Raw genomic sequence first — 21,502 nt, forward strand, 5'->3', positions numbered from 1 at the left:
CACGTCACCCGTTCTGATCCCGCCAAAGCCTGGCCTGGAGTGCGGTCTTGCCGCCACCGGCAAGGCCGCCGCCCCAGGGCGTCAGATCACCGTGGCCAGGCCCAGCGTCAGCAGCAGCGCCACCACCGAGATGATGGTCTCGCACACCGACCAGGTCTGGAAGGTCTGGGTCACGGTCATGTTGAAGTACTCCTTGACCAGCCAGAAGCCGCCGTCGTTCACGTGCGACAGGATCAGCGAACCGGCGCCGGTGGTCAGCACCAGCAGCTCCGGGCGGGTGCCCGGCACGCTGGCGGCGATCGGCGCGACGATGCCCGCGGCGGTGGTCATGGCCACCGTGGCCGAGCCCGTGGCGATGCGGATCATCACCGCCACCAGCCAGCCCAGCACCAGCACCGACACGTTGGCGCCGGTGGCGACGTCGACGATGGCGTTGGAGATGCCCGAGTCACGCAGGATGCGGCCAAAGCCGCCGCCGGCGCCGACCACCAGCGTGATGATAGCGGTGGGCGCCACGCACTCGTTGGTGAACTTGAGGATGGTCTCGCGGTTGAAGCCGCGCGCCTTGCCGAAGGTGTAGAAGCTCACCAGCGCGGCAATCAGCAGCGCCATCACCGAGTTGCCAATCAGCTTCAGGAAGTCGTTGGCAAAGGTCTTGGGCGTGGCGATGAGGTCTGCCCAGCTGCCGATCAGCATCAGGATCACGGGCAGCAGGATGGTGAACACGGTGATGCCGAAGCCCGGCAACTCATGCGATGCCTTGACGCGCTCATCCTCTTCGGTGAACTGCTCCGCCAGCGGGTTGATCTCGGGTAGCTTGACGTAGCGGTCCATCAGCTTGGCGAACAGCGGGCCAGCGAGGGCTGCCGTGGGAATGCCCACGATCAGCGCGTACATGATGGTCTTGCCGATGTCGGCGCCATAGGCGGTCACCGCCAGCAGCGCGGCCGGGTGCGGCGGGATCAGGCCGTGCACCACGGACAGGCCGGCCACCATCGGGATGCCGACCAGCACCATCGACGTGCCGGTGCGCTTGGCCACGTTGAAGGCGATCGGCACCAGCAGCACGAAGCCCACTTCAAAGAACACCGGCAGGCCGACGATAAAGGCGATGGTGGCCATCGCCCAATGCACGTTCTTTGCGCCGAAGAAATCGATCAGTGTGTTGGCGATGCGCTCGGCGCCGCCGGATTCGGCCATCATCTTGCCGAGCATGGTGCCCAGGCCGACCACCAGCGCGATATGGCCCAGCGTGCCGCCGACACCGGCTTCAAAGGACTTGACGATGTCGCCCATCGGCATGCCCACGGCAAAGCCGAGCAGCACTGAAACGACCACCAGGGTAATGAAGGGGTTGAGCTTGAAGCGCGCGATCAGCACCACCAGTGCGATCACTGCGATCAGCGCATACACCAAGAGCGTGGTTCCGGTGACGGCACCCATATTGTCTCCTTGTGTGGAAAAAAGGCCGCTTGTGGCGGCAGGGGTTAGTTTTTAGTTTTTCCCCTCTCCCGCGGTAGCGGGAGGGGGGCACGCAATCCGCAGGCAGCAGGCTCAGGCCGCCGGCTTCTTGTAGGCGATGCAGTCCACTTCGACCTTGCAGTCCACCACCATGCTCGACTGCACGCAGGCGCGCGCGGGCGGGTTGGCGCCGAAGTATTCCTTGAAGATCTTGTTGAACGAGGCGAAGTCGCGCGTGTCATCCAGCCAGACGCCGCAGCGCACGACGTGCTCGGGGCCGTAGCCGGCTTCGGCCAGGATGGCCAGCACGTTCTTGATGGCCTGGTGGGTCTGGGGCACGATGCCGCCGTCGATGACCTCGCCGTTGACCATCGGCACCTGGCCGGAGACGTAGAGCCAGCCGTCGGCCGCGACCGCGCGGGCAAAGGGCATGTGCTGGCCGCCGGTGCCGGTGCCGCCTTCGACGCCGAATCGTTTGATGTCCATGGGTACTCCTGGGATGGGTTGGATATGGGAAGGAAGAGGGCAGCGCGCTGGTCAGGCGGCGCCGAACTCAGGCCGCGAGCCTCGCGGCAGGAACCGGCCGGCGCGCACGCCGGTGGTCTGGCGCTGCTGCCATGACAGCTCGCCGTTGACCCAGACCGCGGCAATGCCCTCGGCCGGTTGCATGGGATCGGTAAAGCTGGCCGCATCGCGGATGGTGGTGGCGTCGAACAGCACCAGGTCGGCCCAGTAGCCTTCGCGCACGAAGCCGCGTTCCTGCAGCCCGAAGCGCTCGGCGGACATGCCGGTCATCTTGTTGACGGCCACCGACAGCGGGAACAGCTCGCGGTCGCGGGCGTAGTGGCCCAGCACGCGGGGGAAGGCGCCCCACAGGCGTGGATGCGGCAGCGGGTCGTTGGGCAGCCCGTCCGAGCCGACCACCGTGGCCGGATGGCTCAGGATGCGGTCGACGTCGGCGTCTTCCATGCAGTGGTAGACCGCGCCCGCGGGCATCAGCCGTCGCGCGGCTTCGTGCAGGTCTACCTGCCATTCGGCGGCGATATCGGCCAGCAGGCGGCCGCTCATTTCGGGCGCGCCTTCGGACCAGGTCACCATGATGTCGAAATCGCTGGTGACCTGCTTCAGGTCCAGCGTGGAGGAGCTGGCGGTGTAGGGGTAGCAGTCGCAGCCCACCGGCTGCCAGCGCTGCGCGCCGTCGAGCGCGTCCAGCACCTCGGTGCTGCGGCCCCAGTTGGCCACGCCCGCGCATTTCAGGTGCGAGATCACCACCGGCACGCGTGCATGACGGCCGATGCGGAAGGCCTCGTCCATGGCGTCGAGGATCTCGGCGAATTCGCTGCGCAGGTGGGTGGCGTAGAGCGCGCCGGCCTTGGTCAGCGGTTCGGCCAGCGCCAGCACCTCATCGGTCGGCGCGCTGAACGCGTTGGCGTAGGCCAGGCCCGTGGACAGGCCCAGCGCGCCATGCTGCAGCGCTTCTTCCAGCTGTGCTCGCATTGCCGCGATTTCTTCCGGCGTGGCAGCGCGGTCGAAGCGGTCCATATGATTGCTGCGCAGCGCGGTATGGCCTACCAGCGCGGCAACGTTGACCGCGGGCTGCGCGGCTTCCACCGCATCGACGTAGCTTTTGAAATCCGGGTAGCGGAAGGCGTCGGCATGGCCGAGCAGGTTCATCGGGTCGGGCGGCTCGCCCGCCAGCGTCACCGGCGCGGCGCTGATGCCGCAGTTGCCGACCACCACCGTGGTCACGCCCTGCGACAGCTTGGGCGTCATCTCGGGCTGGCGCACCACGTTGGTGTCGTCGTGCGTATGCACGTCGATAAAGCCCGGTGCAAGGACCAGGCCGTCGCCTTCGACTACATGCGAGGCGGCGTCGGGATCGATCGCGCCGGCTTCATCGATGCGGGCGATGCGGCCGTCGCGCAGGGCCACATCGGCCAGGCGCGCGGCGGCGCCGGAGCCGTCGATCAGGGTGACGCAGCGGATCAGGGTATCGAACAGGTGTGGCATGGTCAGTCTCCCAGCGGCTGGCGGCTGTCAGGGCCCCTGGCGGGGCCGCTTTCGCCGCGGTGGGTGTCCAGCACGTACTTGAGCCGGCGCAGGCGCTCCTTGCTCTGGTCCGGCTGCAACAGCGCGCATTGCGTGGCGAGCACGTCCAGCACCATCAGCATGGCGTAGCGCGATGCCGACGGCTTGAAAATGAAATCCGTCTCCAGCGTGCGCACCGGCAGCAGCACGTCGGCACGCGCGGCCAGCGGCGAGCCCAGCGCGGTCACGGCCACCAGGCGGGCACCGTACTCGCGCGCGATATCGCAGCTGGCCAGCATCTCCGGCACGCGGCCGCTGGCCGAGAAGGCCAGCACCACGTCGTCGCGGCCCAGCGTGGCCGCCACCATCTTCTGCAGAAGCGCGTCCTGGTAGCTCGCCACCGGCTGGCCCAGGCGCGCCAGGCGATGGCGGGCCTCGTCGGCCATGAACGACGAGCCGCCGCCCATGCCAAAAGCGTAGACCATGCGTGCACCAAGCAACAGGCGCGCGGCCTGTTCGATGCGCTGCGCATCCATCATGCCGCGGTTGACTTCCAGCGCGGTGAGGATGTCGGCGTGGATGCTGTCGGCCAGCGTGGCCGGGGCGGCTTCACCGGCGGGAACGCTGCCGGGCTGCAGGAAGCGCGCGCCTACCGCGGTGGCCTGGGCCAGGCGCAGCTTCAGGTCGCGCACGTCGCGGCAGCCGATGGCCTTGGCAAAGCGCGTCACGCTGGCCTCGCTGACGCCGGCCTTGCGCGCCAGTTCATTGATGCTGGCGGCCGCCGCGCCGGCCAGGTCTTCCAGCACCACCTGCGCCACCTTCTGCTCGGCCAGGCGCAGCGCGGGGCCGCGCTCGGCGATGCGGGTCAGGATGTCAAAGGGCGCGGTCATGGGCGGCAGGTCTGGTCGGAAGACGGGGCGGATCGAAATGTGACGGAAGCTGCAGTGCCCGCGGGCAGGGGCTATAACTGTGATTGGCGCACGTGGCGGGTGCCAGTCGCGTTGTCCCGGCTAGCCCTTCCGGGCATCTGCGTGTTACTTTATAACAAGGATGAAATATCTTATTTTCAGGGCTATCATTACGTCAATCAGATTTTTTCAGGGTGATGACAAGCATGCGTGAAATAAAGTATCAGGCCGGCGTGATCGATCCGCTCAACAAGGCGCTGGGCCGGATGGAAGCCCCGATCGCCCCGGATGCAGCCGGCCAGACCGGCTGGAACCTGTTGCAGGAAGAGTTGAGCCTGCCGGCCGCGGTGCTCTATGAAGACCGGCTTGCGCACAACCTGGAATGGATGCGCCGCTTCATGAACGAATACGGCGTGCAGCTTGCGCCGCACGGCAAGACCACCATGGCGCCCAAGCTGTTTGCGCGCCAGCTCGGCGCCGGCGCGTGGGGCATCACGCTGGCCACCGCGCACCAGACCGCGGCCGCGCATGCGCACGGCGTCAAACGCGTGCTGATGGCCAACCAGCTGGTGGGCCGGCGCAATATGGAAATCATCGCTGACCTGCTGCGCGATCCGGATTTCGAATTCTTCGCGCTGGTGGACTCGGCCGCGCTGGTCGACCAGCTCGGCAAGTTCTTCCAGGAGCGCGGGCAGAAGCTGCAGGTGCTGCTGGAGCTGGGCGTGGAAGGCGGGCGCACCGGCGTGCGCGACGACGCGCAGCAGCAGGCCGTGCTGGACGCGCTGGCGCGCTGGCCGCAGGCGCTGTCGCTGGCCGGCGTCGAGATCTATGAAGGCGTGCTCAAGGAAGAAGCCGATATCCGCAAGTTCCTGCAGCGCACCGTGGCGGTGACGCGGCAGCTGGCACGGGAAGGCCGCTTCGGCCGCAGCCCTGTGGTGATGTCGGGCGCGGGCTCGGCCTGGTACGACGTGGTGGCCGAGGAATTCGCGCGCACCGAGATCGGCGCGCCGATCGACATCGTGCTGCGCCCCGGCTGCTACCTGACGCACGACGTGGGCATCTACCGCGCCGCGCAGCAGCGCATCCTGGCCAGCAACCCGGTCGCGCAGAAGATGCGCGAGGGCCTGCTGCCGGCGCTGCAGCTGTGGGCCTATGTGCAGTCGATCCCTGAGCCGGACCGCGTCATCATCGGCATGGGCAAGCGCGATGCGGCCTTCGACGCCGGCATGCCGATCCCGGCACGGCTGTACCGGCCCGGCACCGAGGCGCCGGTGGACGTGCCCGCGCACTGGGAAGTCACCGGCATGATGGACCAGCACGCCTACCTGCAGGTCAAGCCGGGCGACGACGTTCAGGTCGGCGACATGATCGCCTTCGATATCTCGCACCCATGCCTGACTTTCGACAAGTGGCGCCATATCCCGGTGCTGGACCGCGACATGCGCGTGATCGACATCGTGCAAACCTTCTTCTGAGGCAGGCAGCCCCATGAGCATCGACATCCTGGCCTACGGCGAACCGCTGGTGGAGTTCAACCAGCAGCCCGACGATCCGTCGCGCTACCTGCAAGGCTTTGGCGGCGACACTTCCAACTTCTGCATTGCGGCTGCGCGCCAGGGCGCCAGCACCGGCTATATCTGCGCGGTCGGCGCCGACACCTTCGGCGAGCGCCTGCGCGCGCTATGGACGCAGGAGCGGGTCGATACCCGCCACGTGCGCGTCGACCCGAGCGCGCCTACCGGGGTCTACTTTGTCTCGCACGACAACCATGGCCACCGCTTCGACTACCTGCGCGAAGGCTCTGCCGCCAGCCGCTACCAGCACGAGCATCTGCCGCTCGGCGCGATCGCCGCGGCGCGCTACCTGCACCTGTCGGGCATCAGCCTGGCCATCAGCACCAGCGCCTGCGATGCCGGGCTGGACGCGATGGAGCATGCGCGCAAGGCCGGCACCAAGGTCACGCTGGACACCAACCTGCGCTTGCGGCTGTGGTCGCTGGCGCGCGCGCGCGGCATCATGCGCGAGGCCCTCATGCTGACCGACGTGTGCCTGCCCAGCTGGGATGACATCACCGTGCTGACCGGGCTGGACGACCGCGACGCCATCGTCGACTACCTGCTGGGCTGCGGCATCGGCCTGGTCGCGCTGAAGCTGGGCGAAGAGGGCTCCTATGTGGCCACGCCCGAGTCGCGCGCGCTGGTGCCGCCTTATTCGGTCAAGCCGATCGATGCCACCGGCGCCGGCGACTGCTTCGGCGGCAGCTTTGTCGCGCGCCTGGCCGCGGGTGCCGATCCGTTCGAGGCGGCGCGCTATGCCAACGTGGCCGCCGCGCTGTCTACCACCGGTTATGGCGCGGTGGCGCCGATCCCCGACGCCCAGACCGTGCTGGGCCGGTTGGCGCAGTCAGTGTCGGTGATCGCGTGACCCGGTTGGCCTGAAACTCCTGCTTCCCTGAACCCCTGCTTCTTCTGCACTCCTTATTCCGAGACAGCCATGCAAAACCAGACTTCCCCGCTGCTTCAACGCCTTGCCGATGTGCCGGTGATCCCGGTGCTGGAATTCCACTCGGTCGACGAGGCCCTGCACGTCAGCGAGGCACTGGTCACCGGCGGCTTGCCGCTGCTTGAGATCACGCTGCGTACGCCGGTGGCGCTGGAAGCGATCAGGGCGGTGGCGGCAGCCTTGCCGCAGGCCTGCGTCGGTGCCGGCACGGTACTGAACGTCGAGCAGCTGCACGCCGTGCGCGATGCGGGCGCGCAGTTTGCCGTCTCGCCCGGCCTGACCCCGGCGCTGGCCGAGGGCGCGCAGGGCGCGGGCATCTCGCTGCTGCCGGGCGTGGCCACCGCGAGTGAGGCGATGGCGGCGCTGGAAGCCGGCTTCACCTTTCTCAAGTTCTTCCCGGCGCAGGCCGCGGGCGGCGTGCCGATGCTGAAGTCGCTGGGCGGGCCGCTGCCGCAGCTGCGCTTCTGCCCGACGGGCGGCATCGACGCCGCGCTGGCGCCGACCTACCTGGCGCTGCCCAACGTGGTGTGCGTGGGCGGTTCATGGGTGGTGCCCAAGGACGCCGTCGCCAGCGGCGACTGGGGCCGCATCCGCACGCTGGCCGAGCAGGCCAGGGCACTGCGCAACAAGGGCTGAGCACCGGCAGCGCAAAAGGAAACGGCACGCCATGCGGCGTGCCGTTTTCATATCGACGCGGTCCGGGCCGCATCAGACTTGGGGGGCTGGCGGCTTACTTGTGACGGTCCGCCGAGCTTTCAAGCTTCTGGCCACCGCGCTGAATGTCCTGGCCGAGCCCCGCCATCGTGTTGCATCCAGCCAACAGGGTGGCAAACAAAACGCACCAGATCCAACCTTTCTTCACGCCGGGCTCCTTTCGAAGATTTCAAGAATCGAGAGATTCAGGGATTGAGGGATTTGCGCCGATTTTACCGCTGCTGTGAGCGGGTTTGACATCTGGTATGTGCCAATTTGTAAATCGTGCAACGGCCGCAACGCCAGCCGCCTCTCAGGCGTGGGGCGCCAGCAGCTCCCGCGCGCGCTGCTGGATCGCCGCATGGGTCTGGAGCAGCCAGGCCGCGGGGAATGGCTGCGCCAGCAGGTAGCCCTGCACGCTGTGGCAGCCCCAGGCACGCACCGCCTCGAGCTGCTGGCGGGTCTCGACCCCCTTGGCACAGACCGACACGCCGGCGCCCCGGGCCAGCCGGCAGGCGGCGTGCAGGCTGTCGGCACGGTTGGCGGAATCACCGGGCCGGGGTGCATGGCCCAGCCGGCGCGCGTCCAGCGTGACGCTGTCCGGGTGCAGCGCCGCCAGCAACTGGCGGCAGCCCGGGCTGTCGTCGAAATCGCCCAGCGTCAGTTGCAGCCCGCGCCTGCGCAGGGCGGCAACGCGGGCAATGATGTCGGCGTCGGCCGGCACCGCGCTTGCCGACACTTCGATGCACAGGCGGTCCGGTGCGATGCCGCCTGCGTCGATGGCGTGGGCCAGTGCCTCCACCATCTGCGGGCGGTGCAGCTGGGCGCTGGAGGCCAGCAGGGTGAATTGCAGCGGGGCCACGTTTTCGGCGGCGCGTACCAGCGGCAGCACGCTTTCCAGCAGCCAGCTGCCAATCCGGCCGACCAGCCCCAGCGACTCCACCGCCGGCAGGAAATCCTGCGGCGCCACGCGCCCGAGCGCCGGATGGTGCCAGCGCAGCCGCACGGTGTAGCCGCTGACCACGGCGCTGGCGAAGTCGGCGCGCGGCTGCAGCTGCAGGCTCAGTTCGCCGCGCTCCAGTGCATCGGGCAGGGCTGCCAGCAGGGGCGCGGTCGGCGGGGCGGCGGGCTTGTCGGCGCGTGCCAGGCCGTCGCCCCCCCGTCGATCGACCCGCAGCATGGCGTCCAGGGCCTGCTGCAGGCTGCGTTCCGCCGGGATATCCGGATGGTCGGTGGCCACGCCGATGCTGCACGAAATAAACAGCTCGAAGCCCTCCAGCGCGAACGGCCGGGACAGGTCGTCGGCCAGCCGGCTGGCGACCGGGCCGGGGTCGGGCACGCCGTCCGGCAGCGCGGTAATGACCACCAGGTCTGCCGGCGCCATCCAGTGCATGATGGCGCCAGGCGGCAGCAGGCAGGCGATGCGTGCCTGCACGATGGCCCGCAGCCTGGCCGCGCGCCGGGGCCCCAGGGTTTCGCAGGCGCTGGCAAAGCGGTCCAGGCGGATAGAAAGGATCGTCGCCGGCTGCCCGGTGCCGGAGCGGCGTGCCGCAAGCGCGGACACCAGGGCGGACGGCTGCATCGCGCCAGGCGCGCCCGCGGCCGCGGCGATGTCGTCGGCATCAGGATGCATGGATGGTCTTGCGGGCAGCCTGTTGATGGCCGTGCGATGCCCGCGTCTCCCCGGTATCAGATTTGGTTGTTCGGCTGGCCGCTGGGGCGGCCGCCGGCGCTTGTCGTCAGGCCCTGGTGATCCATGCCTGCCACGGCCGCATGCGGGCCGCACAGGCCGATCATAAGCGAAGGGGAGGGGGCGGAGCATTGCAAATTGCGCCAAGGTGACTTGGTCGCAACCTGCAACTTAATATGGATCAATATGGTCGGAATTGACCGTGATCCTGGATTGACGCCACCGCCGGAATCCGGCAGCGGCCGACTGGCTGGCCTGATCAGCCGGTGGTCTCTTCCTCAGGACCTTCCTGCGGGGGCAGGCGCGCGGCCAGCACCTTGTCGATGCGTTTGCCGTCCATGTCGACGATCTCGAAGCGCCAGTCGCCCCATTGCACGCTGTCGGCGATCTGCGGCAGGCGGCCCAGCAGCAGGAGCAGCATGCCGGACAAGGTGTGGTAGCGCTCTTTTTCTTCTTCCGGCACCTGGCGCAGGCCGATGCGGTCCTTCAGTTCCGGGATCGGGATCAGGCCGTCGAGCAGCCACGAGCCGTCGTCGCGCTGCACCGCCCATTCCTCGCCGGCGGCGTCGGCCTTGAATTCGCCGGTGATGGCCTCGATCAGGTCCTGCAGCGTGACCAGGCCCAGCACTTCGCCGTATTCGTCGATGACAAAGGCCATCTGGCCGCCGGAGCCGCGGAAATTCTCCAGCAGTTCCATGCCGGTCACGCTCTCGGGCACGAACACCGCCGGCTGCGCCGCGGCCTTCAGGTCGGCTTCCTCGCCGCGCAGCCGGCGCGCCAGCAGCTGGCGCGCGCTGACCACGCCGATGATGTCGTGCATGCCGCCGCGCACCACCGGAAAGCGCGAATGGTCGGACTCTTCGATGCGGTGCAGGTTTTCATCCAGCGTCTCTTCGACGTCCAGGTACACGACATCGCCGCGCGGCACCATCAGCGATGCCAGCTGGCGGTCGTCCAGCCGGAACACGTTGCGCACCATGGTGTGCTCGTGCTGCTCGATCACGCCGGCCTCGGAGCCCTCGACCAGCAGTGCGTGGATTTCTTCCTCGGTCACGCCCGGGCCGCGGTCGACCTTGGTGCCCAGCATCCGCAGCACCAGCCGCGTGGAGCTGGACAGCAGCTTGACGAACGGGGTGGAGGCCACGGCCAGCCAGCCGATCGGGCGCGCCACCAGCCGCGCGATCGCTTCCGGGGCCATCTGGCCCAGGCGCTTGGGCACCAGTTCGCCCAGCACGATGGAAAAGTAGGTCAGGCCGGCCACCACGATGGCGGTCGCCACATAGCCGGAGGTGTTCGGCGACAAGCCGAAGCCCTGCAGCCAGAGGCCCAGCGGCTGCGCCAGCGTGGATTCTCCGACCACGCCATTGAGCACGCCGATCGACGTGATGCCGATCTGCACCGTGGACAGGAAGCGCGTGGGGTCCTCGCCCAGCTGGACCGCGGCAATCGCGCCGCGGTCACCGTTCTCGATCTGGCGCTGCAGACGTGCCTTACGGGCCGTGACCAGCGCGATCTCGGACATCGCGAACAGGCCGTTGAGCAGAATCAGCGCCAGTAGTATGGCAATTTCCATCAGGGTACGCGCCCTTTGCGTGTGAGTTGAAAGCACCAAGCATACCATCCGCGCATGACGACACGGCGCCGGGCAGCCTGGCGATGGTGGCGGCTGCTCCGGTCGCTTAGCGATAACCAGCGGAGATAGCTCGATACCTAATATTCAATAGATCGTTATCGTCGGCCGCGCCAAACTTCTGTCCGTGGCACTACCTGTGCCCCATTACGAAAAGCCTGGATCCGACAGGCGTGCGAATCACAAGGAGACAGAATGGACAACCGATGGACGGCCGTGCTGGTGGAGAAATTCGGCCATAGCTTCAGCGCTTACGAACTGGCAGGCGGCAAGCGCCGCTTCAGCGTGCAGTTGCCGGACTATCCCCATGAATTCGTGGTGGACCGCGAGCGCCTGTGCGGCTACGTCGGCCACTATGGTGTGCAGACCTTCGCACATGCCGGCGACGGCGGCGCCATGGTGATCGCGGTCGACCTGGTGAGCGGCGCGGTCAGGGCGCAGCTCGATTGCTCGCCCTATCACCGCATCCATGGCCTGCAGATTGACCGGCAAGGGCGCGTCTATGCGCTGAGCGAGCGCGACAATATGCTGCTCGTGTTCGAGGCCCCACTAGAGCGCCCGGTGCCGGACCGCGCGGTGCCGGCGGGCGGGGTCAAGAGCCATCTGTTTGTGTTGTCGGCCGATGGCGAGCGTGCCTACGTGACCAACCTGCTGTCGCATACCGTGACACTGGTGCACCCCTACGATGCCACCCGCGCACCGCGCGCGGCCAACGCCGGCAGGCGCCCCGAGGGCTGTTGCCTGAGCCGCGACGAAGCGGCGCTCTACGTTGCCAGCCGCGACGACCACAGTCTCACCCGGCTGGACGCGCGCACGATGGAAGTGGTGCGCACGGTGCCGACGGGCGAGGACCCCACTCGCATCTACTGGTCGCCGGACAACCGCCTGTTCGTACTCAACTACGGCGAGCGCAGCATCCGCATTTTCGACCCCGACACGCTCGCGGAGACCGGTCGGGTCGATACCGGCGCCAAGCCGATCGCGCTCGCCTTCCATCCGGCTGACCCGAGCCGCGCCTATGTCGCGCTCAACGACCACACCGTCGGCCAGCTTGACCTGCCTGGCCTGACCCTGCGCCATGCCTTCACCACCGGCAAGGAACCGGACGGTCTTGCCATCCTGGCTTTGCCGCCGCAGTAGCACCCGGTCGTTTCAACCGACAAGGCCGCGAAGGCAGCGCAGATGCCGGCGGCTGATACCCAGAAATCCATACGGAGACAGAGTATGAAAGGCTTGGACCAAGCCGGCGCCGGTACGTCCGTCGCCATCGACGCGACACCTCTCACCGGTGCGCCCGGCATCCCCGCCCAGCGCTGGTGGCGCATCATCCCGCCGATCCTGATGGTCTGCATCGTCTCGTACATGGATCGCGTCAATATCGCCTTCGCGATGCCGGGCGGGATGGGCGACGCGCTCGGTATCGGTGCCAGCATGGCCGGCCTGGCCGGCGGCATTTTCTTTGTCGGCTATCTGTTCCTGCAGATCCCCGGCGGCAAGCTGGCCGTGCGCGGCAGTGGGCGCAACTTCATCGCCTGGTCGATGCTGGCCTGGGCCGTCATTTCCGTGTTGACCGGCCTGGTGCGCAACGAGACCGAACTGCTGATCCTGCGCTTTGCGCTGGGGGTGGCCGAGGGCGGCATGCTGCCGGTGGTGCTGACCATGGTCGGCAACTGGTTTCCCGACCACGAGCGCGGACGCGCCAACGCCCTGGTGATCCTGTTCGTGCCGATCGCCGGCATCATCACCGCGCCGCTGTCGGGGCTGGTGATCGCGGCGCTCGACTGGCGCTGGCTGTTTATCGTGGAAGGCCTGATTTCGCTGGCCTGCCTCGGCGTGTGGTGGAAGCTGGCCTGTGACCGGCCGGACCAGGCGCGCTGGATTTCCGCCGAAGAGAAGGCTTATCTGCTGGCCCGCCTGCGCGAGGAAGAGCAGCAGGCAGCCGCGGCTGGTGCGAACGTGGGGCAGGGCGCGGGCAGCACGCGGGCGGTGTTGGCGCACATCTTGTCGCAGGATGTGATCTGGCGCCTGATCGCCGTCAATTTTCTCTATCAGATGGGGATCTACGGCTACACGCTGTGGCTGCCCACCATCCTGAAAGGCCTGACCGGAGGCGGCATGGGGCAGGTCGGCATGCTGGCCGTGCTGCCGTACCTGGGTACCATGGCCGGCATCCTCGCGATGTCTTCGCTGTCCGACCGCACCGGCCGGCGCAAGGCCTTCGTGGTCTGGCCGCTGCTGGGTTTCGCTGCCTGCCTGGCCGGTTCGGTGTGGTGGCACGACAATACCTGGGTGTCCTATGGCCTGCTGGTCGGCAGCGGCTTCTTCCTGCAGTCCGCTGCGGGGGTGTTCTGGACCCTGCCGCCGCGGCTGCTGGCCGCCGAGCACGCCGGTGTGGCGCGCGGCGTGATCAATGCGCTCGGCAACCTGGGGGGATTCTGCGGTCCCTATGCCGCGGGCGTGCTGATCGAGCGCGTCGGCGCGGGCGCCGGTGTCTACTTGCTGGTCGCCGCGCTGGTGCTGGCCGGCGCCCTGGCTGCCACGTTGCCGAGGCGGTGCCGATGAACCGCGAAGCAAACGGCGCGCTGCCCCCGGGCCTGGCCATCGTCGACGCCCACCACCACCTGTGGCAACTCGGGCGCGGCCGCTATCCCTGGCTGCAGGACGAATACCGGCCGCAGACTTTCTTTCTCGGCGACTACGAGAGCCTGCGCCGCGATTACCAGGAGGCGCAGTATGCGTACGACACCAGCGCCGTCACCGTGCTTGCTACCGTACACGTAGAGGCCGAACGCGACCGCAGCGAAGCCGTCGACGAGACTGCGTGGCTGCACCGCCAGGACTGGCGCCCCGGCATGGCTGCGGCGGTGGTGGCCTACGCGCCGTTCGGGACTCCCGGGTGCGCCGAACTGCTGGCGCGCCAGGCTGGTTTCGCGCGGGTCAGGGGGATTCGATGCAAACCGCTGACCGCAGCGGCGCCGGGCGAGTCGGTGGCCGGGCGCCCCGGGTCGATGCAGGACCAGGTCTGGCTGGATGACCTGGCGCGGCTGGAACGCCACGGCCTGTCGTGGGACCTGCGGGTACCGTTCTGGCACTTGCGCGAGGCGGCCCAGGTGGCCGCCGCCTTGCCCGGCGTGCCCATCGCGCTCAATCACGCGGGCCTGCCGCTGGACCGCTCGGAGGCGGGCCTGGTTTGCTGGCGCGCCGGCATGGAGGCGCTGGCTGCCTGCGCCAATGTGTCGGTCAAGCTGTCGGAGTTCGGGCTGGCCGGCGGGCGCTGGGATGCGCTGGGCAACCGCCGCATCGTGCGCGAGGTGCTGGCGATTTTCGGACATGAGCGGGCGATGTTCGGCAGCAACCTGCCGGTCTCGGGCCTGAGCGCGGACTTCGGCACGATTCTCGGCATGGTGTGCGAGGCGCTGCCGGATCCCGTGGACAGGCAGCGCGTGCTGGCTGGAAATGCGGCGAGGTTCTATCGCATTGCGCCGGCGCAAATGACGGCGCGAAGCGATGCCAACGATGCTAAGGCTGCTCCAAAGCCGTCAGAGCTTGCCTAAGGCACGCATGCTATAAAGGCCGATCTTAGCCGAAGTCCCTCCTGAGCGGCCACCATGCCAGACCTCCCCGCCACCCTCTCCAGCGCGGCCACCCTGCGCAAACGCCTGCATATGCGGCACCTGCGCCTGGCCCTGGCCCTGGCCGAGCACCGCTCGCTGCGGCGCGCCGCTGCACAGATGGCGCTGTCCCAGCCAGCCGTCACCAAGGCATTGCGCGAGCTCGAGAGCGTGGTTGGCACGTTGCTGTTCACGCGCCATGCGCGCGGTATCGAGCCGACGGTATTCGGCGAGGCGCTGATCCGCTACGCGCGCGTGGTGCTGGCCGACCTGGATGCCCTGCATGACGAATTTGCCGCCATCGCAGCCGGCGAGGTGGGCAAGGTGCGGCTTGGCTCGATCCTGGCCCCGGTGCCTTCGGTGCTGTCCGGTGTCATCAACGCGCTCAAGGCGCGCTATCCGCATTTGCATATCGTGATGCAGGTCGATACCAGCGACGTGCTGGTGCAGGCGCTGCGGCAGGATGCGCTGGACGTGGTGATAGGGCGCATCCCCGAGGGGACAATGGCCGACGATCTCGACTTTGAGCCACTGTTCGAGGAGTCGCTGGCCATCGTGGCGCGCGCCGGCCATCCGCAGGCGGGCAAGCGCAGCGTCAGTCTGGCTTCCCTGGCTGGCTATCCGTGGATCATCCCGCCGGCGTCCGTGCCGATGTGGCAGATCATCGACCAGACCTTCCGCGACAACCGCGTGCCGCTGCCGGAAGACATTATCGAGACCTCGTCGATCATGGGCACGCTGCCGCTGCTGGCGGAGAGCGATCGCATTGCTGTCGTGCCGGGCGCCATCGCGGACTACTTCGCCTCGCTGGGCGCGCTGGCAGTCCTGCCGGTGCCGATGCGAGGGCAGTTGGTTCCCTATGGGATTGTGGTGCGCCGGCGTCGTGCCGCGACGCCGGCCATGCGCCTGCTGATCGACGCGGTGCGCGCGGCGCGGCCTGGCCATCCGAATGCGGTGGTTGAATCGGAGCCATTACCTGTTAGGTAATGGCCATTCGCCCCAACGCATGCTGTAATGCAGCCATGGAAACGCTGACCCCCGCCTCCGAAGCCACCCTCGACTTCCCCGGGCTGCTGCGCTACTGGCGCGGCAAGCGCGGTTACAGCCAGCTGGCGTTGTCCCTGGCGGCCGGGGTGTCGCAGCGCCACATCTCCTTCCTGGAATCCGGCCGCGCCCGCCCCAGCCGTGAGATGGTGCTGGCGCTGGCCGAGCGCCTGGGCGTGCCGCTGCGCCAGCGCAACCGGCTGCTGCTGGCCGGCGGCTTTGCCCCGGCATACAGCGAACACGCGCTGGCTTCGCCGCCGCTGCAGATGGTGCAGCAGGCGATCGCGCTGATCCTGGCCAAGCAGGAGCCGTACCCGGCCGTGGTGCTGGACCGCTTCTGGAACCTGGTGGATGCCAACCTGGCTTACCGGCGCATGCTCGATACCCTGCTGGGGGAGCGCGCGCCTGCATCGCTCACGGAAGGCAGCCACCGGATCAACCTGATGCTGACCGTGTTTGATCCAGAGGGCCTGTGGCCGGTGATCGAGAACGCGCACCATGTCGGGCGCTACCTGTTGCGGCGCGTGTGGCAGGAGCTGCAGGTGCAGGCCCACGACCAGACCGCGCGCGAGATCTTCGGGCGCATCGCTGCCTGGCACCCTGACATGGTGGGGCCGGGCGGCGTGCTGCTGCGCGAGGACGACGGCACCGATGGCCCGCCGGCGCCATTGCTGCCGGTGGTGCTGCATGCGGGTGCGTTCCGCGCGTCGCTGTTCTCGACGCTGACCACGCTCGGCATTCCACAGGACATCACGCTGCAGGAGCTGCGCATCGAATGCTTCTTCCCGGCCGACGATGCCACCCGCACCTTGTTTGAAACGCAGGGCGCGCCGCAGCGGCCGGCGCTCAGAAGTGGTAGCGCAGGTAAATGACGTGGAAGGTGGTGCCAGGATTGGGCTGCTTGATGCCGGCATTGGACAGGTGCTGGAAGCGGTAGCCCGCGGTAAAGCGCCGGTCCTTGCCGACTGTCACGCCGATCCCGGCGTAGTCCGAGAACTGGAAGGCGGTGGCAATGTTGTGCTCGGCCGAAGTGTGCGTGCTGGTCAGCAGGCGCGGCCCGACCGACAGCTCAAGGAAGGGCACCCAGGTGTGGCGCCACCATGCGATTCGCACCACCGGCGAGGCACCGAACTCCCATAGGTCGTTGGGTTGGTTGTCGCTGCTGCTGCGCCAGCGCGCAACGTTGACTTCCCATTGCAGGTCGACCTGCCAGCCTTGCGGATTGCCCCACGCAAAGCCCGAATCCCACAACATGGCGACCTCCGCCTTCTGCACGTCGTGGCTATCGTCGAAGCCGTAGCCAAGCTGCACGGCAGGCGCGGCGCGCGCCGTCGCTGCCAGGCACAAGGGCAGGGCAAGCAGGCCCGCGGCGACGGTGCGGCGCACCCGCTGTTGCCACGCACGCCGGCAGGGCGCATGGAAGGAGGAACAACTCACACGGCGGTCTTGTCTGGCTTCTTGTTCGTGTCGGCGCATGGGAAGCACGGATGAAGAGGTGCTGCGTTGTTGTCCGGCAAGGCATGAGGCGGCCGCCACTGCGGGAACCGCTTGCACATGCGCTGCCTCCCCCCTTATTTGTAGTACACGGGAAGGCACCTTGCGATGGTCGGACATGGCCGAACGTGGGTGAGCGCCCGCGAGAGGAAAAAAACAACAATCGTGCTAACATCCGCGGGCCGGTGCCGGCTACATGGCCGCACCGGTTCGTTACGTCTTCAGGGCGGGGTGAAAGTCCCCACCGGCGGTATGCCGCGGCGCGCAGTGCGTGTCCGGCGAGCCCGCGAGCGCTCGCATTCCCGTGCGAGGTCAGCAGACCTGGTGAGAGGCCAGGGCCGACGGTCATAGTCCGGATGAAAGAAGATGGACGGAGCTTGCCCGCGCGGCCTGGCGCCTTGCCCGGCCTTGCGGTTCGCTGTTGCCTTGCGCCGCGCGCAGGGCGCGGCCGCTCGAGCTTGCGCTTCAGGCGCGGCGTGCGGCGCTGCAACTCCGTTGATCCTTCCCCTGGAACGCCCATTGATGCTGAACAAGGAGCGTTTCATGTCTAGCCTTTCCACCGAAGCTGTTGTACCCGAAGTGTCCGCGGATCTTGCCGCCGATGCCGACCCCCGTTCCCTGGCCGCGCGCATCGCGCAGGCGCTGGAGGCCATGCGCGAAGGCCGCCCGGTCGTGCTGCTCGACGATGACGACCGCGAGAACGAGGCCGACCTGATCCTGGCCGCGGAGCGCCTGACCAACGCCAACATGGCGATGATGATCCGCGAATGCAGCGGCATCGTCTGCCTGTGCCTGACTGAAGACAAGGTGCGCAGCCTCGGCCTGCGGCCGATGGTCGAGCACAACCGCAGCCAGTACGGCACCGCCTTCACGGTATCGATCGAGGCCCGCGAAGGCGTCAGCACGGGTGTCAGCGCCGCCGATCGCATCACCACCATCCGCGCCGCCATTGCCGGGGACGCGGGCACCGATGCGGTGGTCAGCCCGGGCCATGTGTTTCCGCTGGTGGCGCGCGACGGCGGCGTGCTGGTGCGCCGCGGCCATACCGAGGGCTCGGTCGACCTGGCCCGCATGGCAGGCCTGTCGCCGGCCGCGGTGCTGTGCGAGCTGATGAACCCGGATGGCACCATGGCACGCCGGCCGGAGGCGCTGGCCTTTGCCGAGATGTACCAGTTGCCGGTGCTGACCATCGAGGACCTGGTGGCCTGGCGGCGCCTGCGCGACTAAAAAAGTCGTCGCCTGCACGCATTTCCGGCATGCAAGCGCGCCGGGATGTGTGCTTCCTGTGCGACAATGCGGATCGCTTTTTCCCGTCTATATGAGGGCAATTCCATGATGTTCCGCATTTTTAGGCACGCAGCCACGTTTGCTGGCTGCCTGCTTGGACTGGCCGCACCGCTGGCGCATGCTGAAGGCAGCGCCGTGCCGGCACCGTCCCCCGTTCCCTCCAGCACCACCCGCCCGGCTGCCGCCGCTGGCCTGTATGAGTGCCAGGTCGCCGGCACCGGCACGGTATTTCGGTCCACGCCCAGGGAAGGTTGCCGGCTGGTCGCGGCACCCGATCCCGCCGCCCCCGATCCGCAGCGATGGCTTCCCCTGATGGGTGCCAATGGCGTGGTTTCCTATTTCGACCAGTCCGCGGTGCGCCGTCAGGGCACCGAAGTCGGCGTGGTGGTGATGCGCAACTCACCGTCGGGCGTGATCCGCACCGCCAGCGGCGAGCCGATCCGCTCGTCGCTCAAGCGCATGGTGCTGAACTGCGCCACGTCCATGTTCGCCGTGGTCGAGCAGACGCTCTACAGCAAGCGCTTTGCGCGCGGCGACTCGCTCTATACGATCCGCGCGCCGCAGTACGGCACCTTCCAGGTCGCTGGCCCCGGCACGATTGCCGCAGAGTTGCTGCGCAAGCTGTGCAGGTAAGCCTGGCGGCGGCCGGCGATCCAAGGCTCCCTATCCATCTCCCTATCAGGGTTTGTCCCGGTCAACGGCGCGCGAACCTTCCTCGTTGATGCTGGTGACAGGGCGCGAGCCAGAAGCGCCAGTCATGGCAGGCATCCCTGCCATACCTATCTGCAGGGCAAATGAGGAGACGGAAATGAAGAAATGGATCGTCATGCTGTCGATGGCAATGTTTGGTGCGGGCGCAATGGCGCAGACGCCTGCGACTCCGGCGACGCCTGCCACCCCGGCCACGCCGGCGGCAGCGTCGACTGACAAGGCCGCGCCGGCCAAGGCAGACAGCGGCAAGGCCAAGGCCAAGAAGACCAGCACCAAGAAGAAGAGCCACGCGCCTGCGGCCAAGGATCCGACGAAGAACAAAGGCGCCTGAGCGCGCTGACGATGGCGGCGGGCGCACGGCTCCCCGGCAAGCGGGGATGCAGGCTGCGTCCGTGACTGCCATGCCGCCACGCAAATAATGGCCGGCCGTGCCTGCATGGCGCGGACCCGCCGCGCGCAGGACAGCCCTGCGGCACGCGTTGCGTGTCTTCCGGGGGGATAAAGCCGGGCATGTCGGGCGGATCGCAACAGGAGGCTTCGGCCTCCTTTTTTTTTGTCCGCTGCCGCAAGCGGCCGCCGCCGCGCCGGCTTTGCGCCTGCGCCGCCGCACGCTATGCTTGCGGGCATCGTGCCGGGCAGGGCGTGGAGCCCTCGCGCCGGCACAGGCCAACTCGGACGGGAGCGGTCTTATGGCAGCGCTAGCGGTGTGGCGGCGGTGGCGGCGATTGACGGCATTCTGGATGGCGGGACTAGGCTGGGTGATAGGCGCGCTGTGGATGCAAGCCACCCTGGCCGCGCCGGTGTCCGAGGTCGCGGCCGTGCAGGCTCCGATTGCCGTGCGTAGCGGGGCCGCGGTCGAGCTGCGCCTGATGGACCGGCCCATCGCCACCATGCGCGCCGAGATTGCGGGTGCCACCCCGGCCATGCGCGTCTCGCGCGCGCAACTGGTGTTCAACGACCTGACGGAAAGCGAGCTGGCACTGCCCCTCGGACAGGTCAGCGGCACGGTCGGCGACGTGCCGATGGTCGCCTATCGGCTGGGCGACCGGCTCTTGTTCGCGCTGACCTCGCAAGACCTCTCGCCGGAGGACCACCTTACGCTTGAAGCTGCCGCAACGCGCACCGCGGCGGGTCTGCGCCAGGCCATTGCCGCACGGCGCGCGCACCTGCACTGGCCAAACCTGCTGCGCGGTGCCGCGCTGAGCCTGCTCGGCCTGGCCGTGCTGGCCGCGCTGACATGGGGTGTGGCGCGAGCCGGCGTGGCCCTGCGCGCCCGCCTGCAGGTGGCACTGGAGCGGCACCTGGCGCAGCGCGTCGGCGGCCAGTTCGACTGGACCGGCGCGCTCTACCAGCTGGTTGCCCGCATCGTGCAGATCCTGGCGATCGGGCTGGTGCTGGTGCTGGCCTTTGCCTGGCTGGAGTTTGCGCTCGAGCAGTTTCCGCTGACCCAGCCCATGGGCGACCGCATGGGCGCGTTTATCGTCGGCTTGCTGTCGCAGATCGCGCTGTCGATGGTGTCGTCGGTGCCGGGCCTGGTCACGGTGGCGGTGATCCTGCTGATTACCCGCGCGGTGCAGCGGCTGGTGTCGAATATCTTCAAGGCGGTGCAGAAAGGCCAGATCACGGTGCCCGGCATGCATCCGGAAACCGCGGGCGCCACGCGGCGGCTGGCGGCGGTGGTGATCTGGGCGCTGGGCTTCACCTTTGCCTACCCTTATATCCCGGGCTCAGAGAGTGATGTCTTCAAGGGGCTGTCGGTGCTGCTCGGCTTCATGGTCACGCTGGGATCGGCCAATGTGGTCAACCAGCTGATGAGCGGCATGGTGGTGGTGTATTCGCGTGCGCTGCGGCGCGGCGACATGGTCTGCATCGGCGATACGGTGGGCACCGTTGCCTCGCTGGACGCGCTCTCGGTGAAGGTGATCAACCTGCGCAATGAAGAGGTCACGCTGCCCAACGCGGTGGTGGTCGGCAGTGCCATCCATAACTACACCCGCCACGGCAGCGTGCGTGATCCCCGCGCGCAGGAAGGCTGGCAGGCTGCGCTGATCTCGACCTCGGTCACGATCGGCTACGACACGCCCTGGCGGCAGGTCCATGCGATGCTGCTGGCAGCCGCCGGCGAATCGGCGCATATTGTGCCGTCGCCCACGCCATTCGTGCTGCAGCGGGGGCTGTCCGACTTCTATGTCGAGTACGAACTGTTCTGCGCGCTGGACCATCCGCGCAATCGCTTCTACGCGCTGTCGGCGCTGCACGCGGCGATCCAGGACCAGTTCAACACCCACGGCGTGCAGATCATGTCGCCGCATTTCATGGCGCAGCCGGACAAGACCGTCTACGTGCCCGGGACCAGGTGGTACGAGGAACCAGGGTCGCCGCAGGTCGATCCGGCAGCGCGGCCGCATCGCGCGCCGTCGCGCGCGGCATGAACGCCGGCTGC

Annotated in this window: 20 protein-coding genes and 1 riboswitch; of the genes, 12 read left to right on the forward strand and 8 right to left on the reverse strand. The window is 68.0% G+C overall.

All coding sequences use genetic code 11. From position 1 onward, the window contains the following. Positions 1 to 81 precede the first annotated feature (81 nt). The 4 genes from KB879_RS10835 to KB879_RS10850 form a co-directional block, all read right to left on the reverse strand. A complete protein-coding gene (locus tag KB879_RS10835; RefSeq protein ID WP_013952844.1) occupies positions 82 to 1,443 on the reverse strand; it encodes a GntP family permease in 1,362 nt (453 codons plus the stop codon). A gap of 111 nt (positions 1,444 to 1,554) precedes the next feature. After that, positions 1,555 to 1,947: a RidA family protein gene (locus KB879_RS10840; RefSeq protein ID WP_012355941.1), complete on the reverse strand. Its 393-nt coding sequence runs from the start codon at positions 1,945 to 1,947 to the stop codon at positions 1,555 to 1,557. A 51-nt stretch (positions 1,948 to 1,998) separates the two neighbouring features. Next, positions 1,999 to 3,471 carry an amidohydrolase family protein gene (locus KB879_RS10845; RefSeq protein ID WP_211981280.1) on the reverse strand — a complete coding sequence of 491 codons (1,473 nt, stop codon included), beginning with the start codon at positions 3,469 to 3,471 and terminating at the stop codon, positions 1,999 to 2,001. A 2-nt stretch (positions 3,472 to 3,473) separates the two neighbouring features. Next, complete coding sequence (locus KB879_RS10850; protein WP_153955714.1) at positions 3,474 to 4,379, reverse strand: MurR/RpiR family transcriptional regulator; 906 nt, start codon at positions 4,377 to 4,379, stop codon at positions 3,474 to 3,476. A gap of 224 nt (positions 4,380 to 4,603) precedes the next feature. Here KB879_RS10850 and KB879_RS10855 point away from each other — a divergent pair, with 224 nt between their 5' ends. The 3 genes from KB879_RS10855 to KB879_RS10865 all read left to right on the forward strand — a co-directional run bounded on the left by KB879_RS10855 (position 4,604) and on the right by KB879_RS10865 (position 7,535). Then, entirely contained in the window at positions 4,604 to 5,872 is a 1,269-nt protein-coding gene (locus tag KB879_RS10855; protein ID WP_211981281.1) for an amino acid deaminase, read from the forward strand. Positions 5,873 to 5,885: 13 nt separating this feature from the next. Beyond that, positions 5,886 to 6,821, forward strand: a complete 936-nt coding sequence (locus KB879_RS10860; RefSeq protein ID WP_153955715.1) for a sugar kinase — start codon at positions 5,886 to 5,888, stop codon at positions 6,819 to 6,821. A gap of 69 nt (positions 6,822 to 6,890) precedes the next feature. Beyond that, the gene (locus tag KB879_RS10865; protein ID WP_013952849.1) at positions 6,891 to 7,535 is read left to right on the forward strand and encodes a bifunctional 4-hydroxy-2-oxoglutarate aldolase/2-dehydro-3-deoxy-phosphogluconate aldolase; all 645 of its coding nucleotides are present in this window, start codon (positions 6,891 to 6,893) and stop codon (positions 7,533 to 7,535) included. Between the two features lie 94 nt (positions 7,536 to 7,629). On the opposite strand, the gene KB879_RS10870 is transcribed toward KB879_RS10865, so the two are convergent. From KB879_RS10870 to KB879_RS10880, 3 genes are all read right to left on the reverse strand, one after another. Beyond that, positions 7,630 to 7,761, reverse strand: a complete 132-nt coding sequence (locus tag KB879_RS10870; RefSeq protein ID WP_010814145.1) for an entericidin A/B family lipoprotein — start codon at positions 7,759 to 7,761, stop codon at positions 7,630 to 7,632. Between the two features lie 144 nt (positions 7,762 to 7,905). Continuing rightward, positions 7,906 to 9,225 carry a GGDEF domain-containing protein gene (locus KB879_RS10875; protein WP_153955716.1) on the reverse strand — a complete coding sequence of 440 codons (1,320 nt, stop codon included), beginning with the start codon at positions 9,223 to 9,225 and terminating at the stop codon, positions 7,906 to 7,908. Positions 9,226 to 9,541: 316 nt separating this feature from the next. Then, a complete protein-coding gene (locus KB879_RS10880) occupies positions 9,542 to 10,855 on the reverse strand; it encodes a hemolysin family protein (protein WP_041228620.1) in 1,314 nt (437 codons plus the stop codon). A gap of 252 nt (positions 10,856 to 11,107) precedes the next feature. Here KB879_RS10880 and KB879_RS10885 point away from each other — a divergent pair, with 252 nt between their 5' ends. The 5 genes from KB879_RS10885 to KB879_RS10905 all read left to right on the forward strand — a co-directional run bounded on the left by KB879_RS10885 (position 11,108) and on the right by KB879_RS10905 (position 16,439). After that, positions 11,108 to 12,052, forward strand: a complete 945-nt coding sequence (locus KB879_RS10885) for a YncE family protein (protein ID WP_153955717.1) — start codon at positions 11,108 to 11,110, stop codon at positions 12,050 to 12,052. An 84-nt stretch (positions 12,053 to 12,136) separates the two neighbouring features. Then, on the forward strand, positions 12,137 to 13,474 hold the full coding sequence (locus KB879_RS10890) for an MFS transporter (protein ID WP_013952853.1): 1,338 nt from the start codon (positions 12,137 to 12,139) through the stop codon (positions 13,472 to 13,474). Then, the gene (locus KB879_RS10895) at positions 13,471 to 14,466 is read left to right on the forward strand and encodes an amidohydrolase (protein ID WP_211981282.1); all 996 of its coding nucleotides are present in this window, start codon (positions 13,471 to 13,473) and stop codon (positions 14,464 to 14,466) included. The genes KB879_RS10890 and KB879_RS10895 overlap by 4 nt, the downstream gene beginning before the upstream one ends. A 54-nt stretch (positions 14,467 to 14,520) precedes the next feature. Continuing rightward, entirely contained in the window at positions 14,521 to 15,510 is a 990-nt protein-coding gene (locus KB879_RS10900) for a LysR family transcriptional regulator (RefSeq protein ID WP_153955719.1), read from the forward strand. 35 nt (positions 15,511 to 15,545) lie between these two features. Next, positions 15,546 to 16,439, forward strand: a complete 894-nt coding sequence (locus KB879_RS10905) for a helix-turn-helix domain-containing protein (RefSeq protein WP_153955720.1) — start codon at positions 15,546 to 15,548, stop codon at positions 16,437 to 16,439. On the opposite strand, the gene KB879_RS10910 is transcribed toward KB879_RS10905, so the two are convergent. Next, positions 16,414 to 16,953, reverse strand: a complete 540-nt coding sequence (locus KB879_RS10910) for an acyloxyacyl hydrolase (protein WP_041228622.1) — start codon at positions 16,951 to 16,953, stop codon at positions 16,414 to 16,416. The two genes, KB879_RS10905 and KB879_RS10910, sit on opposite strands and share 26 nt — an antisense overlap. 321 nt (positions 16,954 to 17,274) lie before the next feature. Beyond that, a riboswitch (FMN riboswitch) is annotated at positions 17,275 to 17,433 on the forward strand. A gap of 171 nt (positions 17,434 to 17,604) precedes the next feature. Here KB879_RS10910 and ribB point away from each other — a divergent pair. The 4 genes from ribB (at position 17,605) to KB879_RS10930 (ending at position 21,491) form a co-directional block, all read left to right on the forward strand. Beyond that, the gene (ribB, locus tag KB879_RS10915) at positions 17,605 to 18,288 is read left to right on the forward strand and encodes a 3,4-dihydroxy-2-butanone-4-phosphate synthase (protein ID WP_013952858.1); all 684 of its coding nucleotides are present in this window, start codon (positions 17,605 to 17,607) and stop codon (positions 18,286 to 18,288) included. Between the two features lie 105 nt (positions 18,289 to 18,393). Further along, the gene (locus tag KB879_RS10920; RefSeq protein WP_153955722.1) at positions 18,394 to 18,981 is read left to right on the forward strand and encodes a surface-adhesin E family protein; all 588 of its coding nucleotides are present in this window, start codon (positions 18,394 to 18,396) and stop codon (positions 18,979 to 18,981) included. 175 nt (positions 18,982 to 19,156) lie between these two features. Next, positions 19,157 to 19,390, forward strand: coding sequence for a hypothetical protein (locus KB879_RS10925; RefSeq protein WP_013952860.1), 234 nt, complete (start codon positions 19,157 to 19,159; stop codon positions 19,388 to 19,390). Positions 19,391 to 19,835: 445 nt separating this feature from the next. Beyond that, positions 19,836 to 21,491: a mechanosensitive ion channel family protein gene (locus tag KB879_RS10930; protein WP_228772616.1), complete on the forward strand. Its 1,656-nt coding sequence runs from the start codon at positions 19,836 to 19,838 to the stop codon at positions 21,489 to 21,491. Positions 21,492 to 21,502 lie beyond the last annotated feature (11 nt).

Source organism: Cupriavidus sp. KK10, assembly GCF_018223725.1.
GTDB classification, from domain to species: domain Bacteria; phylum Pseudomonadota; class Gammaproteobacteria; order Burkholderiales; family Burkholderiaceae; genus Cupriavidus; species Cupriavidus necator.

What these genes read in the sequence shown, in the direction of transcription:
- KB879_RS10900 (WP_153955719.1), top strand. Translation starts at nt 14,521, where the DNA reads ATGCCAGACCTCCCCGCCACCCTCTCCAGCGCGGCCACCCTGCGCAAA.
- KB879_RS10925 (WP_013952860.1), top strand. Translation starts at nt 19,157, where the DNA reads ATGAAGAAATGGATCGTCATGCTGTCGATGGCAATGTTTGGTGCGGGC.
- KB879_RS10930 (WP_228772616.1), top strand. Translation starts at nt 19,836, where the DNA reads ATGCAAGCCACCCTGGCCGCGCCGGTGTCCGAGGTCGCGGCCGTGCAG.
- KB879_RS10840 (WP_012355941.1), bottom strand. Translation starts at nt 1,947, where the DNA reads ATGGACATCAAACGATTCGGCGTCGAAGGCGGCACCGGCACCGGCGGC.
- KB879_RS10865 (WP_013952849.1), top strand. Translation starts at nt 6,891, where the DNA reads ATGCAAAACCAGACTTCCCCGCTGCTTCAACGCCTTGCCGATGTGCCG.
- KB879_RS10860 (WP_153955715.1), top strand. Translation starts at nt 5,886, where the DNA reads ATGAGCATCGACATCCTGGCCTACGGCGAACCGCTGGTGGAGTTCAAC.
- KB879_RS10835 (WP_013952844.1), bottom strand. Translation starts at nt 1,443, where the DNA reads ATGGGTGCCGTCACCGGAACCACGCTCTTGGTGTATGCGCTGATCGCA.
- KB879_RS10905 (WP_153955720.1), top strand. Translation starts at nt 15,546, where the DNA reads ATGGAAACGCTGACCCCCGCCTCCGAAGCCACCCTCGACTTCCCCGGG.
- ribB (WP_013952858.1), top strand. Translation starts at nt 17,605, where the DNA reads ATGTCTAGCCTTTCCACCGAAGCTGTTGTACCCGAAGTGTCCGCGGAT.
- KB879_RS10875 (WP_153955716.1), bottom strand. Translation starts at nt 9,225, where the DNA reads ATGCATCCTGATGCCGACGACATCGCCGCGGCCGCGGGCGCGCCTGGC.
- KB879_RS10890 (WP_013952853.1), top strand. Translation starts at nt 12,137, where the DNA reads ATGAAAGGCTTGGACCAAGCCGGCGCCGGTACGTCCGTCGCCATCGAC.
- KB879_RS10850 (WP_153955714.1), bottom strand. Translation starts at nt 4,379, where the DNA reads ATGACCGCGCCCTTTGACATCCTGACCCGCATCGCCGAGCGCGGCCCC.
- KB879_RS10920 (WP_153955722.1), top strand. Translation starts at nt 18,394, where the DNA reads ATGATGTTCCGCATTTTTAGGCACGCAGCCACGTTTGCTGGCTGCCTG.
- KB879_RS10885 (WP_153955717.1), top strand. Translation starts at nt 11,108, where the DNA reads ATGGACAACCGATGGACGGCCGTGCTGGTGGAGAAATTCGGCCATAGC.
- KB879_RS10895 (WP_211981282.1), top strand. Translation starts at nt 13,471, where the DNA reads ATGAACCGCGAAGCAAACGGCGCGCTGCCCCCGGGCCTGGCCATCGTC.
- KB879_RS10880 (WP_041228620.1), bottom strand. Translation starts at nt 10,855, where the DNA reads ATGGAAATTGCCATACTACTGGCGCTGATTCTGCTCAACGGCCTGTTC.
- KB879_RS10855 (WP_211981281.1), top strand. Translation starts at nt 4,604, where the DNA reads ATGCGTGAAATAAAGTATCAGGCCGGCGTGATCGATCCGCTCAACAAG.
- KB879_RS10845 (WP_211981280.1), bottom strand. Translation starts at nt 3,471, where the DNA reads ATGCCACACCTGTTCGATACCCTGATCCGCTGCGTCACCCTGATCGAC.